Annotated in this window: 15 protein-coding genes and 3 pseudogenes; 10 read left to right on the top strand and 8 right to left on the bottom strand. The window is 66.7% G+C overall.

Annotated elements, in window-relative coordinates; genetic code table 11:
• Positions 1–95 precede the first annotated feature (95 nt).
• Positions 96–440: an RNA polymerase-binding protein RbpA gene (locus BKA16_RS15445; RefSeq protein WP_183371526.1), complete on the bottom strand. Its 345-nt coding sequence runs from the start codon at positions 438–440 to the stop codon at positions 96–98.
• 155 nt (positions 441–595) lie between these two features.
• Here BKA16_RS15445 and BKA16_RS15440 point away from each other — a divergent pair, with 155 nt between their 5' ends.
• The 3 genes from BKA16_RS15440 (at position 596) to BKA16_RS15430 (ending at position 2,110) form a co-directional block, all read left to right on the top strand.
• Entirely contained in the window at positions 596–877 is a 282-nt protein-coding gene (locus BKA16_RS15440; protein ID WP_221247439.1) for a hypothetical protein, read from the top strand.
• A 79-nt stretch (positions 878–956) separates the two neighbouring features.
• Complete coding sequence (locus tag BKA16_RS15435) at positions 957–1,763, top strand: adenylate/guanylate cyclase domain-containing protein (RefSeq protein ID WP_183371524.1); 807 nt, start codon at positions 957–959, stop codon at positions 1,761–1,763.
• 68 nt (positions 1,764–1,831) lie between these two features.
• On the top strand, positions 1,832–2,110 hold the full coding sequence (locus tag BKA16_RS15430) for a hypothetical protein (protein WP_343067450.1): 279 nt from the start codon (positions 1,832–1,834) through the stop codon (positions 2,108–2,110).
• Between the two features lie 81 nt (positions 2,111–2,191).
• On the opposite strand, the gene BKA16_RS15425 is transcribed toward BKA16_RS15430, so the two are convergent.
• Positions 2,192–2,347: a hypothetical protein gene (locus BKA16_RS15425; RefSeq protein WP_183371522.1), complete on the bottom strand. Its 156-nt coding sequence runs from the start codon at positions 2,345–2,347 to the stop codon at positions 2,192–2,194.
• Between the two features lie 119 nt (positions 2,348–2,466).
• Complete coding sequence (locus BKA16_RS15420) at positions 2,467–3,501, bottom strand: LLM class F420-dependent oxidoreductase (RefSeq protein ID WP_183371521.1); 1,035 nt, start codon at positions 3,499–3,501, stop codon at positions 2,467–2,469.
• 276 nt (positions 3,502–3,777) lie between these two features.
• On the opposite strand from BKA16_RS15420, the pseudogene BKA16_RS15415 reads away from it, so the two are divergent.
• The 3 genes and pseudogenes from BKA16_RS15415 to BKA16_RS15405 all read left to right on the top strand — a co-directional run.
• Positions 3,778–4,161 (top strand): annotated as a pseudogene (locus tag BKA16_RS15415) (IS110 family transposase); the annotation flags it as partial.
• Between the two features lie 82 nt (positions 4,162–4,243).
• Positions 4,244–5,308: pseudogene (locus BKA16_RS15410) on the top strand (IS256 family transposase); the annotation flags it as partial.
• Positions 5,309–5,361: 53 nt separating this feature from the next.
• The gene (locus tag BKA16_RS15405; RefSeq protein ID WP_183371209.1) at positions 5,362–6,420 is read left to right on the top strand and encodes an IS630 family transposase; all 1,059 of its coding nucleotides are present in this window, start codon (positions 5,362–5,364) and stop codon (positions 6,418–6,420) included.
• A 91-nt stretch (positions 6,421–6,511) separates the two neighbouring features.
• On the opposite strand, the gene BKA16_RS15400 is transcribed toward BKA16_RS15405, so the two are convergent.
• From BKA16_RS15400 to BKA16_RS15385, 4 genes are all read right to left on the bottom strand, one after another.
• A complete protein-coding gene (locus BKA16_RS15400; RefSeq protein ID WP_183371520.1) occupies positions 6,512–7,114 on the bottom strand; it encodes a type 1 glutamine amidotransferase domain-containing protein in 603 nt (200 codons plus the stop codon).
• Between the two features lie 4 nt (positions 7,115–7,118).
• Complete coding sequence (locus BKA16_RS24325; RefSeq protein ID WP_425489507.1) at positions 7,119–7,256, bottom strand: CDGSH iron-sulfur domain-containing protein; 138 nt, start codon at positions 7,254–7,256, stop codon at positions 7,119–7,121.
• Between the two features lie 106 nt (positions 7,257–7,362).
• Positions 7,363–8,052, bottom strand: a complete 690-nt coding sequence (locus BKA16_RS15390) for a HemK2/MTQ2 family protein methyltransferase (protein ID WP_183371518.1) — start codon at positions 8,050–8,052, stop codon at positions 7,363–7,365.
• Positions 8,049–8,714, bottom strand: a complete 666-nt coding sequence (locus BKA16_RS15385; RefSeq protein WP_183371517.1) for a hypothetical protein — start codon at positions 8,712–8,714, stop codon at positions 8,049–8,051. The genes BKA16_RS15390 and BKA16_RS15385 overlap by 4 nt, the downstream gene beginning before the upstream one ends.
• A gap of 216 nt (positions 8,715–8,930) precedes the next feature.
• Here BKA16_RS15385 and BKA16_RS15380 point away from each other — a divergent pair, with 216 nt between their 5' ends.
• On the top strand, positions 8,931–9,941 hold the full coding sequence (locus BKA16_RS15380; protein ID WP_183371516.1) for an iron-containing redox enzyme family protein: 1,011 nt from the start codon (positions 8,931–8,933) through the stop codon (positions 9,939–9,941).
• Positions 9,942–9,945: 4 nt separating this feature from the next.
• On the opposite strand, the gene BKA16_RS15375 is transcribed toward BKA16_RS15380, so the two are convergent.
• Positions 9,946–10,965 carry a hypothetical protein gene (locus tag BKA16_RS15375; protein WP_183371515.1) on the bottom strand — a complete coding sequence of 340 codons (1,020 nt, stop codon included), beginning with the start codon at positions 10,963–10,965 and terminating at the stop codon, positions 9,946–9,948.
• A gap of 179 nt (positions 10,966–11,144) precedes the next feature.
• Here BKA16_RS15375 and BKA16_RS15370 point away from each other — a divergent pair.
• The 3 genes and pseudogenes from BKA16_RS15370 (at position 11,145) to BKA16_RS15360 (ending at position 14,005) form a co-directional block, all read left to right on the top strand.
• A pseudogene (locus BKA16_RS15370) lies at positions 11,145–12,399 on the top strand (IS256 family transposase).
• A gap of 136 nt (positions 12,400–12,535) precedes the next feature.
• On the top strand, positions 12,536–13,198 hold the full coding sequence (locus tag BKA16_RS15365) for a TetR/AcrR family transcriptional regulator (RefSeq protein WP_343067448.1): 663 nt from the start codon (positions 12,536–12,538) through the stop codon (positions 13,196–13,198).
• A gap of 66 nt (positions 13,199–13,264) precedes the next feature.
• On the top strand, positions 13,265–14,005 hold the full coding sequence (locus tag BKA16_RS15360; RefSeq protein ID WP_183371513.1) for an SDR family oxidoreductase: 741 nt from the start codon (positions 13,265–13,267) through the stop codon (positions 14,003–14,005).
• The last annotated feature ends 153 nt before the right edge of the window (positions 14,006–14,158 follow it).

The following is a 14,158-nucleotide window of genomic DNA, read 5'->3' as shown; positions in this document are numbered from 1 at the left end:
GGCGGCCCGACACAGAACGAGCCGACATAGAACGAGCCGACACAGAACGAGCGGGGCCTCGACTCATCGAGTCGAGGCCCCGCCGTCGTGATCTCTTATGCGGTTCCCCCGCGGCGACGCTGCTTGAGCAGGTCCAGCCGCTCGGTGAGAAGAACCTCGAGCTCCTCCTCGGAGCGGCGCTCCAGGAGCATGTCCCAGTGGGTGCGCGGCGGCTTGCCCTTCTTCTCCTCGGGCTCGGCGCCTTCGAGGATCGTCCCCTCCATACCGTTCTTGCACGGCCACTTCGACGGGATCTCCGCGTCGTCGGCGAAGGGGATGTCGAAGATCTCACCATTGTCGGTGCGGTACTGGACGATCCGCCGCGGCGCGAGGTCGTGGTCGCGGTCGGTCTCGTAGCTCACCGCTCCGAGACGGCTACCGCGCAGTACTCGATCAGCCATTCATGGTTCCTCTCTCTGGCAGATTATCCACACCAGTCTACGCGTCGCGACGTGTCGCCGTGCAGACCGTGCGGGTCGGTGAGGGTAACGTGCTCAGCGTGTCGTCGACCTCACCCCACAAGCGCCCGTACGCCTGCGCCTGGTGCGGGCGGGAGATGGTCGACTCCGATGCGGGCCGTCGGCGGAAATACTGTAAACGGTCGTGCCGCCAGCGGGCCTACGAACAGAGAACGCTTCTGGCGGGCACCGCTATTCCCGCCGACGCGGTGATCCTCTCGACCGACGAGGCCGCGGCACTGGGCGACCGGCTCTTCGCCGTCCGATGCGCCGCCGAAGACGTGCGCACGGCGGTCGCCGAGAACGCCGACGCCGCCGAGCTCACCGTGCTCACGGACGAACTCGTCGCCCTGGCCGCGGCCGCCGAACGGCTCCGATGACCGAGGCCGCCGACGACCGTCGTGACGACACCGGGCTCGAACTCCACTGTTCCCGCCGGGCCGCCGTACACTCGTCACCGTGACTCGACCGCGTCCGGAGACGCCCCACGGCGACGAACCGCAGTCGCCGCTGCACCGTGCGGGTGAACTGATCTCCCGCACCGACTCGTCCGACGCCGCCGTGAAGGCCGCACAGATCGCGCGACGGTTGGCACCGGCCGACACCCACGTCTTCCCGCCCGTGGCCGAACGCACCTCCGATCGCATCGCCCGCGTGATCGGCGACTCCCGGCCCGGCAGGCAGAGTGCCGTCCGCGAGCTCGGTCTGGCGTCGGTCGCCGTGTGGCAGAATCTCGTCGAACGTCGTCGCCCGACGACCGCCGATGCGCCGGTGGCCGTCACGATCCTGTTCACCGATCTCGTCAGCTTCTCCTCCTGGGCGCTGCGCGCCGGGGACGATCGCGTCCTGGAACTGATCGGGCAGGTGAACCGGGTGTGCGCCGAAGTGATCCGCCGGCACGGCGGACACGTGGTCAAGACGCTCGGCGACGGGACGATGGCCGTGTTCGTCGACGCCGCACAGGGAGTCGACGCCGCCTACGAATGCGGGGAGGCCGTCACCGCGATCACCGTCGACGGACATCGGCCCGCCCTGCGTGCCGGTCTGCACACCGGCGAACCGCGAGCGGTCGGCGACGACTACATCGGCGTCGACGTGAACATCGCGGCGCGCGTGTGCGACGGCGCGGGCGCGGGCGAGATCTTCGTCAGCGAGACGACTCTCGCAGACCTCGACGCCGATCGGTACGCGGTGAAGAAGCGGCGGTTCCGTGCGAAAGGCGTTCCGAAGGAACTGTCGGTGTATCGAGTGCTCCCTCGCCTGTAGGGCCCGCGGGCGCGCGCGGCATGGACGTCGCTCGCGCATGTCGGCCGCGCGCGAGGATAATGAAGCGGGTGGCGCTCTTCGACGACGACGAACTCGAGCAGTTCTACCGACGTATCGAGTCGAGTACGGCTGCCGCGAACGCGCGCCCGCGCCGTCGACGTCGCCTGGTGGAGACCACCGCGGTCGTGTGTCCAACGCCGGAGAAGATCGCGTACCCCGACTACGCCGCCGTCGCCGGTGCGATCCTCGCGATCACCCGGTCCTCGCGCGGCCGACCGTCGCTGCGCTGCTACGAATGCCGATGCGGCTACTGGCATCTGACGAGCGGTGTGCCGCGACCGGGGTGAGCAGGCAAGGGGTGAGCAGGCCACACGCGACGAAGGCCCCGACCCGGTGGGGTCGAGGCCTTCGTCACTGAAGGTGGGGTGTCAGCGGTGTTGCTGCGGCGATCCGAGCACTGCGACCGGCGAGTTCGACAACTGGAGTGCCGCGCGGTCTGCATTGCTCATGTGCATCATCTTGTTGATCCGGCTGCCGTAACCGCGGATGGTCGACGCGAACGTCGGACTGGTGCTGTTTCGCATGGTGGAGTCCTCCTCCGTCTTCTTCAGTCCACACCAAGGTAACCATTGATCCACTCGCCGTCAACCATCATTCCCTGCGTGTTAACTTTCCGTTCACCTTGACTCGCGGGCGCAGAGCCTCATCGCACGAGTGCGGCGAGACGCTCGATCTCGGCGGCCGAACCGGGGGACACCAGCATCGTGGTGACTCCGGCGGCCTCCCAGACGCGGATCTGCTCGCGTACGTGCGCTTCGTCGCCGATGATCGCCGAGTCGTCGACCGCCGCATCCGGGATGATCTGCGCCGCCTCGTCCTTGCGTCCGGAGCGGAACAGGGCGGTCACCTCGTCGACGATGTCGGCGTAGCCCATGCGGCGATAGACCTCGGCGTGGAAGTTGGTGTCCTCGCTGCCCATACCGCCCAGGTAGAGCGCGAGCATCGGTTTGACGGCGGCGTACACCGCCTCCCGGTCGTCGGTGACGACGATATGCGCCGTCGCGCAGATCTCGAAGGTCTCACGGGTGTTCCGCGCGCCCGGCCGAGCGAAGCCCTCGTCGAGCCACTCGTTGTACTGATCGGCCAGGCGCGGCGTGTAGAACAGCGGCAGCCAGCCGTCGGCGATCTCCGCCGCCAGCGCGATGTTCTTGGGGCCCTCGGCCCCGAGGAAGACCGGGATGTCCGACCGCAGCGGATGGACGATCGGTTTGAGCGCCTTGCCCAGGCCGGTGGTGCCGTCCCCGGTCAACGGCAGCCGATAGTGCGGACCCTCGCTGGTGACGGGGGCTTCGCGCGCCCAGACCCGGCGCATGATGTCGATGTACTCGCGGGTGCGGGCCAGTGGTTTGGGGAAGGGCTGTCCGTACCAGCCCTCGACGACCTGCGGTCCGGAGACGCCGAGGCCGACGATGTGTCGGCCGCCGGACAGGTGGTCGAGTGTCAGGGCTGCCATCGCGCACGCTGTCGGTGTCCGAGCCGACATCTGAATGACGGAGGTGCCCAACCGGATTCGTTCGGTCTCGGAGCCCCACCAGGCGAGGGGAGTGTAGGCGTCCGAGCCCCACGCCTCCGCGGTGAACATCGAGTCGAATCCGTGCGCCTCGGCTGCGGCGACGAGTTCGCGGTGATTGGTCGGAGGCTGTGCGCCCCAGTAGCCGAGCTGTAATCCGAGTTTCATATGTCGAATGTATCGGCAGTCACAGGAATCATCCGATTGGACGACACTCAGATGCATATCAACGGACGGCAGGGCTCGGGAGACGTGCCGACGAGGGCGGCTTCCCCGGCGGTCGACCAGCGGGGAAGCGGCCCTCGTCAGCGGATCTCTAGACGGTATGTAGTGACCGCCGACTTCCGTCGGGCGTTGCGGGCCGGGGCCTCACTCACAAAGACTCGTGGGTTACCGGACAGGATGTCCCCTGCCCGGCCTATCCGACATTTGTGGGAGGCCCCGGTGTTTACAGAGCGTACGAGTGTAGGTCTGGATGTGCACGCACGTTCGATTGTTGCCGCAGCGATCGACGGTGAAACGAATAGACTGGTTCAGGCGAGATTGACCCCAGCGTATGAACATGTGCGGTCCTGGCTTCAGAACTTGCCGGGCCCGGTCGCGGTCACCTACGAGGCCGGGCCGACTGGGTTCGGCCTGTACAGGTACCTTACTGAGGCCGGAATCCGATGCGAGGTCGCTGCGCCGAGTAGGTTGCAGCGTCCTTCCGGTGACCGAGTTAAGACTGATGCCAGGGACGCGATCCATCTTGCTCGACTTTTACGCCTGGATGAAGTCGTGCCGGTGGCGGTTCCGACCCTCGAGCAGGAAACAGCCCGTGACCTGGTCGGGCGTGTCAGATGGTGTGTGTAAGCGGTGATGTTCAGTCCTGAAAGGAACTCACCTCGTGACCATCGAAGAGAATGTAGTTGTGGATCAACCTGTTTCGCGTGAAGAACGCCGAGGACGCCAGGCAGCGACCGTCGATCAACTCGTCGCTTCCGGGGCGTTGGACGGCGTGTTCGCCCAGATCGACGCCGGCCAGCCGATCGCCGGCGAAGACGGCCTCCTCAACGCCTTGTTGAAGGCCACCCTCGAGCGAGGGCTCAACGTCGAGCTGACCGAGCACCTCGGCTACGAGACTGGTGACGCCGACGCCTCGTCGTTTCCGAACTCGCGCAACGGCTACAGCGCGAAGACGCTGGCGACCGAGGTCGGCGATGTGGAGATCAGCGTCCCGCGTGATCGGGACGGCACCTTCACGCCGATGCTCGTGCGTAAGGGGCAGCGCCGCCTCGACGGGCTCGACGGGATGATCGTGTCCCTGTATGCGGGTGGGATGGCGATCCGAGACATTCAGCATCACCTGATCTCGACGATCGGCACCGACTTGTCGCACGAGACGATTTCGAAGATCACCGACGAGGTCTCCGACGAAGTGACCCGGTGGCAGACCCGCGACCTCGACGCCCTGTACCCGGTCATCTACCTGGACGCGATCGTGGTCAAGATCCGTGACGGCGGGCACGTGATCAACAAGGCCGCGCACATTGCCGTCGGCGTCGACATGGACGGGGTCAAACACGTCCTGGGCATCTGGATCCAGGAGCATGAGGGTGCCAAGTTCTGGGCTGGGGTCTGCGCCGAGCTCCGCAACCGCGGAGTCGCGGACGTGCTCATCGTGTGCTGTGACGGGCTGACCGGGTTCGCTGAGGCCGTTGAGGCCACGTGGCCGCAAGCGACGGTCCAAACATGTGTGGTGCACCTGATCCGGGCGTCGATGCGGTTCGTCTCCTACACCGACCGCAAAGCCGTCGTGCGCCTGTTGAAGCCGATCTATCAGGCCTCGACCGAGCAGGCCGCCGCCGACGCATTAGACGCGTTCGAAGACTCCGACATGGGGCGGAAGTATCCATCGGCAGTGAAGTCGTTCCGGGCAGCGTGGGACCGGTTCATCCCGTTCCTGACGTTCCCTCCCGAGTTACGGAAGGTCATCTAGTGTCGCGTGTCGTTAATTAGTTTAGGGTTGTCGGGTTGAGAGAATTGGTTATGGCTAATACTCCAGCCCCGGCCCTGGAACTGCGTGATGGTGATGCGGACGAGCTCGATCAGTTGTTGAGGTCGACCACGACGTCGGCTGGTCTGGCGCGTCGGGCGCGGATCGTCGTGCTTGCTGCCGATGGGATGGCTAATACGCGAATCAGTGAGGTCGTCGGGACGTCGGTACCGACGGTCCTCAAGTGGCGTTCACGGTATCTCCAGGACGGACTCGATGGTCTGCTCGACGCTGAAAGGACCGGTCGCCCAAGGTATCTCAATCACGCCGATGTCGTGTCGGCGACGTTGATGCCGCCACCGAGAAAGTACGGGGTCACGCATTGGTCCTCGCGGCTGCTGGCCGGGCACCTCGGAATCGGGAACGCCACGGTCGCCCGCGCCTGGCGTGAGTACGGCGTTCAGCCGTGGCGATCGGGAACATTCAAGTTCTCCACCGATCCGCAGCTGATCGCCAAGGTCACCGATGTCGTCGGCCTGTACCTGGAACCACCGGAGAACGCGATCGTGTTGTGCGTGGACGAGAAATCGCAGATCCAGGCCCTCGATCGCACGGCCCCGATGCTGCCGACACAGCCAGGGCAGATCGAACGCCGCACCCACGACTACAAACGCCACGGCACCACCACCTTGTTCGCGGCCCTGCAGATCGCCACCGGGCAAGTCACCGCCGCGGTCAAACCGCGACATCGCCACCAGGAGTTCCTGGCGTTTCTACGGCAGATCGACCGCGCCTACCCCGGCCAGGAACTGCATCTGGTCATGGACAACTACGCCACCCACAAGAAGGCCGAAGTCCGCGACTGGCTCGCCCAGCACCCGAACATCACAGCCCACTTCACCCCGACCTCCGGGTCATGGCTCAACCTCGTCGAGGTCTGGTTCGGCATCATCGACCGACAAGCCATCCGCCGAGGTGTCTTCACTTCAGTCAAAGACCTCAACGCGAAGATCCGGGCATTCATCAACGGCTGGAACGACCGCAAACACCCCTTCGTATGGACCAAAACCGCCGAGGACATTCTGAAGAAAGCCCAACCGAAAACTAATTAACGACACGCGACACTAGAGTAGCGCGGAGACGCACTCGGCAGCCCGCATACAAGCGGGCTGCCGAGTGGAGAGATGGCCTTCGGTGGTCGGCCTAGTCGCCCCCTGCCGGGTGCCTGGTCTCCGCGATCACTTCGATGAGCTTCGCGCAGAATGCCGGCAGATCGTCCGGACCGCGGCTCGACACCAACCGGCCGTCGACGACGACCTCAGCGTCCACCACGGTGCCGCCCGCGTTCCGGATGTCCGTGCGCACACTCGGGTAGCCGGTGAGGGTTCGTCCGGCGACGACATCGGCCTCGACGAGAGTCCACGGCCCGTGGCAGATCACGCCGGTCGGCCGCTCGGCGTGCATGCACGCGCGGACGAAGTCGACGGCGTGCGCGTCCTGTCGGAGCTGATCGGGGTTCGTCGTACCGCCGGGAAGCACCAGTGCATCGACGTCTGCGGCAGAGACGTCGCCGACGACGCGGTCGACTCGAAAACGCTCGGCGGGATGGACGTCGCCGTGCATCGCCTGGATCTCTCCGGGGTGCAGCGACACGAGCAAGGTGTGCGCGCCCGCCTTCTCAAGGGCTTCGCGCGGCTGCGTCAATTCGACCTCCTCGACGCCATCGGTCGCGAGTATTGCGACCAGCGCGCCGTCGAGTCGATGATCAGTCGTGGCCGCCTGGTCTGGGATCGGGTCCTCTGTCATGTCCTCACTCCTTCTGCGGGTCTTTCTGCGTCGGCCGGTCGGGCGACGGTCCCGGAAGCCGCCGATGGGTCGCGTCGCACAGCGGCGGAGTGCCGCTGCAGCCGCATGCGCATATGGCCACCTGGAATCGATCGCAATGCATCGTTGAGCCGTCCGGTCGCTCGATGTCGACGGGGCCCTCCACCATGACCGGGCCCTTGGGTATCACTCGAACACGGCGGTGACGGCGATCTCCGGCCCTCGTCGACTCACCGGACATGGTGCTTGTCGGCTCGAATGACGACGATCGCCTCGTGGTCGTCGTTGGGATCGAGACAGCCGGCGTCGACCAACTGACGCCGACGAGACGTGACCACCGGTCCGTAAGGGACGAAGCGCTCGCGGACCACCCGGGCCGACAATCCTCCGACCCGTAGCGCCGCAATCGTGGCATCGACGGCCGACAGTTCGGACTGGACGATGAATGCGGTACCGCCGTCGGCGAGAAAGCCGGGTAGCAGTGTGCAGAGCACGTCGAGGACGGCGCGTCCGTCGGGACCGGCGTTCCATGCGTGAGCGGGCCCGGGCAGCGAATCCTCCGTGCCCGATGGAGTCGGCACGTAAGGCGGATTGCATGTGACCACGTCGAATCCGGTGCGTCCGAAATCCGCCAGGTCCAAGCACGACACGCCGATGTCGACGCCCGCATCGAGAGCGCACCGGCGGGCGTGGGAGACGGCGGCCGGGCAGGAGTCCACCGCCGTGACGTCGGCACCGGCCAGCGCGGCCGCAATCGCGACGGCACCGGAGCCGGTACACAGATCCAGCAGGCGGCTGCCGGTGAGCGAGATCTTCGTCAGCTCATCGATCAGGAGGTGGGTGTCCTCCCGAGGCGCGTACACGCCGACCGGAGGGATCGAGTCGATGTCGGCCGTCGACCCCGTGACTGGGACGGTCATGCGTCACCGTTCCGTCCGCGGGAACGCGCGTGCTGGACCTCGTCCCGCCACCCGTGCACAGGCTGTACGTCGTCGGGCACAGCCGACGGGTCGAAATCGATCTCGTCCTCAAGCGGCTCACCGCCGAAGTCGACCGTTCCGATCGGCGTCGAGGGCCGCCCCTCGACGCTCGCGGTCAGCGCGAGGACGCCTGGATCACGAGTCAGCGCCGCACCGAGTCCGTCCAGGTCGAGCCCCGTCTCCACCGGCGGTGTGAGCAACTCGCCGAAGACATGCCAGCTCTCCCCGCGGTAGCGATACGCGGTGTGCGATGCGACCCGAGTCTCGTTCCACCCGAACGCGGGACTCTTCACGGGGACACCTGCGACCCGGTGCTCGGGACCGGACATCATCAGGTCCCACCCGCCGCTCGTGTCGGCGACGAGCACTGTGGCCGGTGGAAACCGAATGCTTACGCCGACACCGTCGGGAACGCGCGCCGGCAGGCCGAGAGACTTCGAGATCCGGACGGAGACCGCTCCGGATCTGAGCGGCAGCACATCGCTGTCGATGAACGCCCGGCCTCGGACGACGAGTCCGCGGCGGTGAAACAGAGGACGGTCGAGTCCATGATGTGAGACGGAGCCGATCACGGGATCGGCGAACGATCTCAGTTCAGCCATCAGGTTCTTCACGGGGGAGTCTCCTTCTGTGTGCTCTCCTGCGATACGACGCATTCGAGATGGCAGGGGAGTACCCGGTCGTTCGAGAGTCAAACGTCGGTGAGCCCTTGCCGGAGAGGAGGTCGGACAGCAGGTTTGTCGAGTGACGCACTCGGGTACTCGGCCGAGAGGTCTCCGCTCTGGAGATCCCATCCGTACAGGAGGCAGGTGAGCTGGATGGCATCACAGACTTCGAACCGAATCCGCGCGTCGCGGCGAGCGATGCCGGATCCTCGCGGACCGATCTCGGAACGCGTCATCGATGCCGTGCGCATGTCGGACGACACCGCACCGACACGGATAGATCTCCCCGAGCGACTCGATCCATGGGGCGAGGACGTGCAACTCGCGTTGACCGTCTGCCATGAGCTCCACTACCGGGGTTGGGCAGACGCCGGGAGAGACTGCGAGTGGGACCCCGCTCTCATCGGGGCACGGACACGTCTCGAGGAGTCCTTTCTCGACGCAGTGCGCGATGAGATCGATCCACGCAGCGGTTCGGCGACCGCTGCGGACGAGCTCGATGGACTTGCTCGTACAGTGCCGACCGGTGCCACCGCCCATCTGCGGCGACACGGCACCGAGCGGGAGTTCGCGGACTACTTCGCGGCGCGGTCGATCTACCACCTCAAGGAGGCCGATCCACACGCGTGGGCGATTCCGCGTCTGTCGGGTGCGGCCAAGGCCGCATTCGTCGCCGTGGAGTACGACGAATACGGCGCCGGGCGCGGCGGCCTGGTGCATCAAGAGCTGTTCGCCGACCTGCTGGCGTCGATGCACCTCGACGACGGCTACCTCGGATACCTGTCGGAGGCCCCAGCGGTGGCGCTCGCCCCGGTCACCCTGATGTCGACACTCGGTCTACGGAGGTCCCGTCGAGGCGCCGTCGTCGGGCACTTCGCGGCCACCGAGGTGTCGTCTCCGGTGGCATCGGCGTGGCTGCTGAAAGGCCTGGAACGGATCGGGGCCCCGGAACAGGCCCGGCTGTTCTACCGCGAGCACGTCGAGGCAGATGCGGTGCACGAGCTGGTGATGCGGCACGAGGTCGTCGCATCACTGCTCGCGAACGAGCCGTGGCTCGCCGACGACGTCGTCTTCGGGATTCTCGCCCTGCAGGCGGTCGAGAGCCGCTTGGACACGGCGTTCATGCAGGCGTGGGCCGCGAACGAGACGGTGATCGCGCGGTGACGCGTCACGTCTCGTAGTCGTCGAACATGAGACGTCGTTGATGCCACCTCTTACTGTATGTCGCCTCTCGGACGACCTCCTCGCTGTCGAAGTTGGACCCCAGAGCTCCGGCGACGGTGCCCATCGATGCGGAGAACCAGCCGAGTTCGAGGTAGTCCGTCGCTGACGCGGCATGCCCGAGCTGCGAAGTCAGATAACCGGGATCCACGACGATCGCGGCGAGCGCGGTCAATGCGGTCAAGAGGACGAGATGCATCAGGGTCACAGCCGACGACACCGTCGCGATGGTCGACGCGTTGTCGAGCACGGTGCTCGGGGGAGTGCGGTTCGTACGGCCGGTCCACAGCCCGTTGCGGACGATCAACCACGCACTCAGCATCGAGATCGAGGCCACCGTCACAGCGGTCAACCTGACGATCGACATCGAATCGGCTATCTGCCACACGCTGCCGAAGAAGACGCCGAAGGCTCCCGAGGCCATCCCGACGGCCGTGCAGCCGCGTAGTGCTCGCCCCATCGCCGCCGGCTTGTTGCTGTGCACCATGCCGGACAGCATCCGCAGGTGTCCGATGAGACCGCGCACGCGATCATCGGGCAGCTCGGTCCTCGGGTCATCGATCGCCTGCGTGATCGGTGCCGCGAGTATGTCGGCGATGAGCCTGCGGGCCGCGGCCTCGCGGCGCACGCAGCCGACCGTCGGAAGGAACACGACGATCGCCGGTTCGTCGGTGTCGAGCTGGTACCTGAGCAGTGCGCCCGACCGACTCTGCGTCAGATCGGTGAGATATACGAGAACGCTCCATTCGTGTCGCCGAACGAGTTCCGGTGCGCGTGCGGTGAGCGGGATCTCGCCGTTCGGGTCGATCGGCAGTGATTCCTCGCTGACCTCGATCGACCACTCACCGTCGAGTCGACGGTTCAGGTCGCGTGCCAAGCGGTCGGCGACGCGCCCGGCGACGTCTCGCGGTGCTCCCGGGTCGGCGAGGAGTCCGACCGTCGAGATTCTCTTGTTCGACTGCGACATGCACTGAGGGTCGCCCGCAGCCGCGCCGTTGAAACATGGCCACGAAGTAGTGCCCCATAAGGTGGTGTAACTCGGTGGCCGAGTTCGCCTGCGACGCCGCGTCGCTCACGGACGCAGTGCGGCCACCGTGTGATCCTTCGAGTGAACCTCTCACAGCACCCTCGAACGGAGTCATCACGATAACCGCACCCCACATTGTCAACCCTGCCGGCCTGCTTGGCCAAGCCCTGTCCAACGCATCACCGGACCTGATGCGTGAGCTGCTGCAGACCATGATCAACGCGCTGCTCTCCGCCGACGCCGACGCCGTATGCGGCACCGAGTAGAACGCCCGCACCGCCGAACGCACCAACCGGCGCAACGGCTACCGGCACCGCCCGCTCGACACCCGCGTCGGCACCATCGACGTCGCCGTGCCCAAACTCCGGTCGGGCAGCTACTTCCCCGAATGGCTTCTCGAGCGCCGCAAGCGTGGCGAATCAGCGACTGATCACCGTCGTCGCCGATTGCTATCTGGCCGGCGTGTCGACCCGCCGGATGGACAAGCTGGTGAAGACGCTCGGTATCGACTCGCTGTCGAAATCGCAGGTCTCACGCATGGCCGAGGACCTCGACGAGCAGGTCGCCGCATTCCGGCACCGGCGCCTCGACGAGGCCGGCCCGTTCACCTTCGTCACCGCCGATGCCCTGACGATCAAGGTCCGCGAGAACAAGCAGGTCGTCAAGGCCGTCGTCCTGCTCGCCACCGGCGTGAACGGCGACGGGCACCGTGAGGTCCTCGGCATGCAGGTCGCCACCAGCGAGACCAAAGCCTCCTGGAACACCTTCTTCGCCGACCTCGTAGCACGCGGGCTCGGCGGGGTACGGCTGGTGACCTCCGACGCCCACGCCGGGCTCGTCGAGGCGATCGCGGCGAACCTGCCCGGCGCCGTCTGGCAACGCTGCCGCACCCACTACGCGGCGAACCTCATGGCAGTGTGCCCGAAATCGATGTGGCCGGCCGTCAAAGCGATGCTCCACAGCGTCTACGACCAGCCCACCGCCGCCGCGGTGCATGACCAGTTCGATCGGCTCCTCGAGTACACCGAGGACCGCCTGCCCAAGGTCGCCGAGCATCTCGGCGACGCCCGCGAGGACCTGCTCGCGTTCGCCGGTTTCCCGGACGACGTGTGGCGGCAGATCTGGTCGAACAATCCCACCGAACGGCTCGACCGGGAGACCCGCCGCCGCACCGACGTCGTCGGGATCTTCCCGAACCGGGACGCCATCGTGCGCCTCATCGGCGCTGTGCTCGCCGAGCAGACCGACGAGTGGGCCGAAGGTCGCCGCTACCTCGGACTCGAGGCCCTCAGCCGATGCCGCCTGACCGTCGCTACTGACACCGACACGACCACGGAAGTAGGCACAGACCCGTACCTGCAACTACCCGCCTGACCAGCAACGAAGGATCACAAACCAGTTACACCACGGCCCGGGGCTTGACCGGCCACGATGCCCATCACGAGATTCCGATCCATATCGTTGGTACCGAATCTTGTATTCGGTGATATCGCGTATTACCGTTGATATGGTGTCAACGAGATCATCGATAATCGCCGCCGCGGCGCGACTGTTGGCCGAGTCCGGCAGCGGGGACGTCTCCACTCGGGCGGTGTGCGACGCGGCGGGAGTCACCCAGCCGGTCCTGTACCGGCACTTCGGCGACAAGGACGGACTGCTGTCCGCGGTCGCCGACTCGGTCTGGGAGTCGTACCTCGCGGGCAAACGGGCCGCGGAGCGCTCCGGCGATCCGCTCGACGACCTGCGCGCGGGATGGGACAACCACACCGCGTTCGCGCTCGAGAACCCGTACGCCTACCGACTGGTCTTCGCATCCGACCTCTCGAAGCGGCCGGCGGCGATCGTGGAAGCGGTGGGACTGCTCACCGCGATCCTCGAGCGACTCGCGGCCGACGGACGGCTCGCGATGTCGCCGGAGGACGCCGCACAGGTCGTGATGGCCGCCAACAGCGGCGTCGCCCTCGGTCTGCTGCTCCGCCGCGAAGTGTACCCCGACACCGCGATCTCGGACGTCACCCGCGAAGCGACGCTCCGCGGAATCCTCGCGACGCACGACGGCGTCGATCCGATCGCCGGGTCCGCCGCGACCATCCGCGCGCGGGTGCGGTCGTCGGACGACTTCACGGCGCCGGAGGCCGCATTGTTCGAGGAATGGCTCGGGCGGATGGGCTAGGGTCCCGACGCCGCTCGGCCGGCGGGAATCCAACAGCACGACACAATGATCCAAGGAGAGACGATCATGAGCACCACACAGAACACGCGTGTCGCACTCGTCACCGGCGGCTCGGGCGGGATCGGCAAGGCCGTCGTCGAGAAGCTGATCGCCGACGGATTCGCCGTCGCCGTTCACTACGCGGGCAACCAGGCCCGGGCCGACACGATCGTCGCCGATGCGCGAGCGGCGGGTGGTCGGGCGATCGCCGTCGGCGGCGATGTCGCCGACGAGATCGCGATGGAGGCGGCCTTCGACCGGGTCGAGACCGAGTTCGGCGGCGTCGACGTCGTCGTCAACACGGCCGGAGTGATGATCCTCGGACCGATCGCCGACTTCGGTCTCGACGACTTCGATCGCCTCATGCGCACCAATGTCCGCGGCACCTTCGTCGTCTCACAGCAGGCGGCACGTCGCGTCCGCGGCGGGGGAGCGATCATCAACTTCTCGACCACGGTGACGCGCACCCAGTTCCCGACCTACGGTCCGTACGTCGCAGGCAAATCGGCCGTCGAGGGCATGACGATGATCCTGGCCCGCGAACTCCGCGGCCGCGACATCACCGTCAACGCGGTCGCCCCCGGCCCCACCGCGACGCCGCTGTTCCTCGACGGCAAGAGCGATGAGGCCGTCGCCGCCCTGGCGAACGCCGCACCGCTCGGCCGGCTCGGCGCCCCGGAGGACATCGCCGAGGTCGCCGCGTTCCTCGCGGGTCCGGCGCGCTGGATCAACGGCCAGACGCTCTTCGCGAACGGCGGTCTCGCCTGAGCCCGCGTCGACGCCACCGGACGCGCGTCGGACGCGGCGCCCGAGTCCGCCGACCGGGGCGTGTCGACGTCCTGATCCACAGCTGCCGGACACCCGGTGCTCGGCCCGGCGCGGGTACGCTCGCGCCCGACCGGAAGAATCCGGAGAATCGCC

It is taken from the genome of Gordonia humi (assembly GCF_014197435.1).
GTDB lineage: Bacteria > Actinomycetota > Actinomycetes > Mycobacteriales > Mycobacteriaceae > Gordonia > Gordonia humi.
This window is presented reverse-complemented; position numbering and strand designations above follow the sequence as displayed.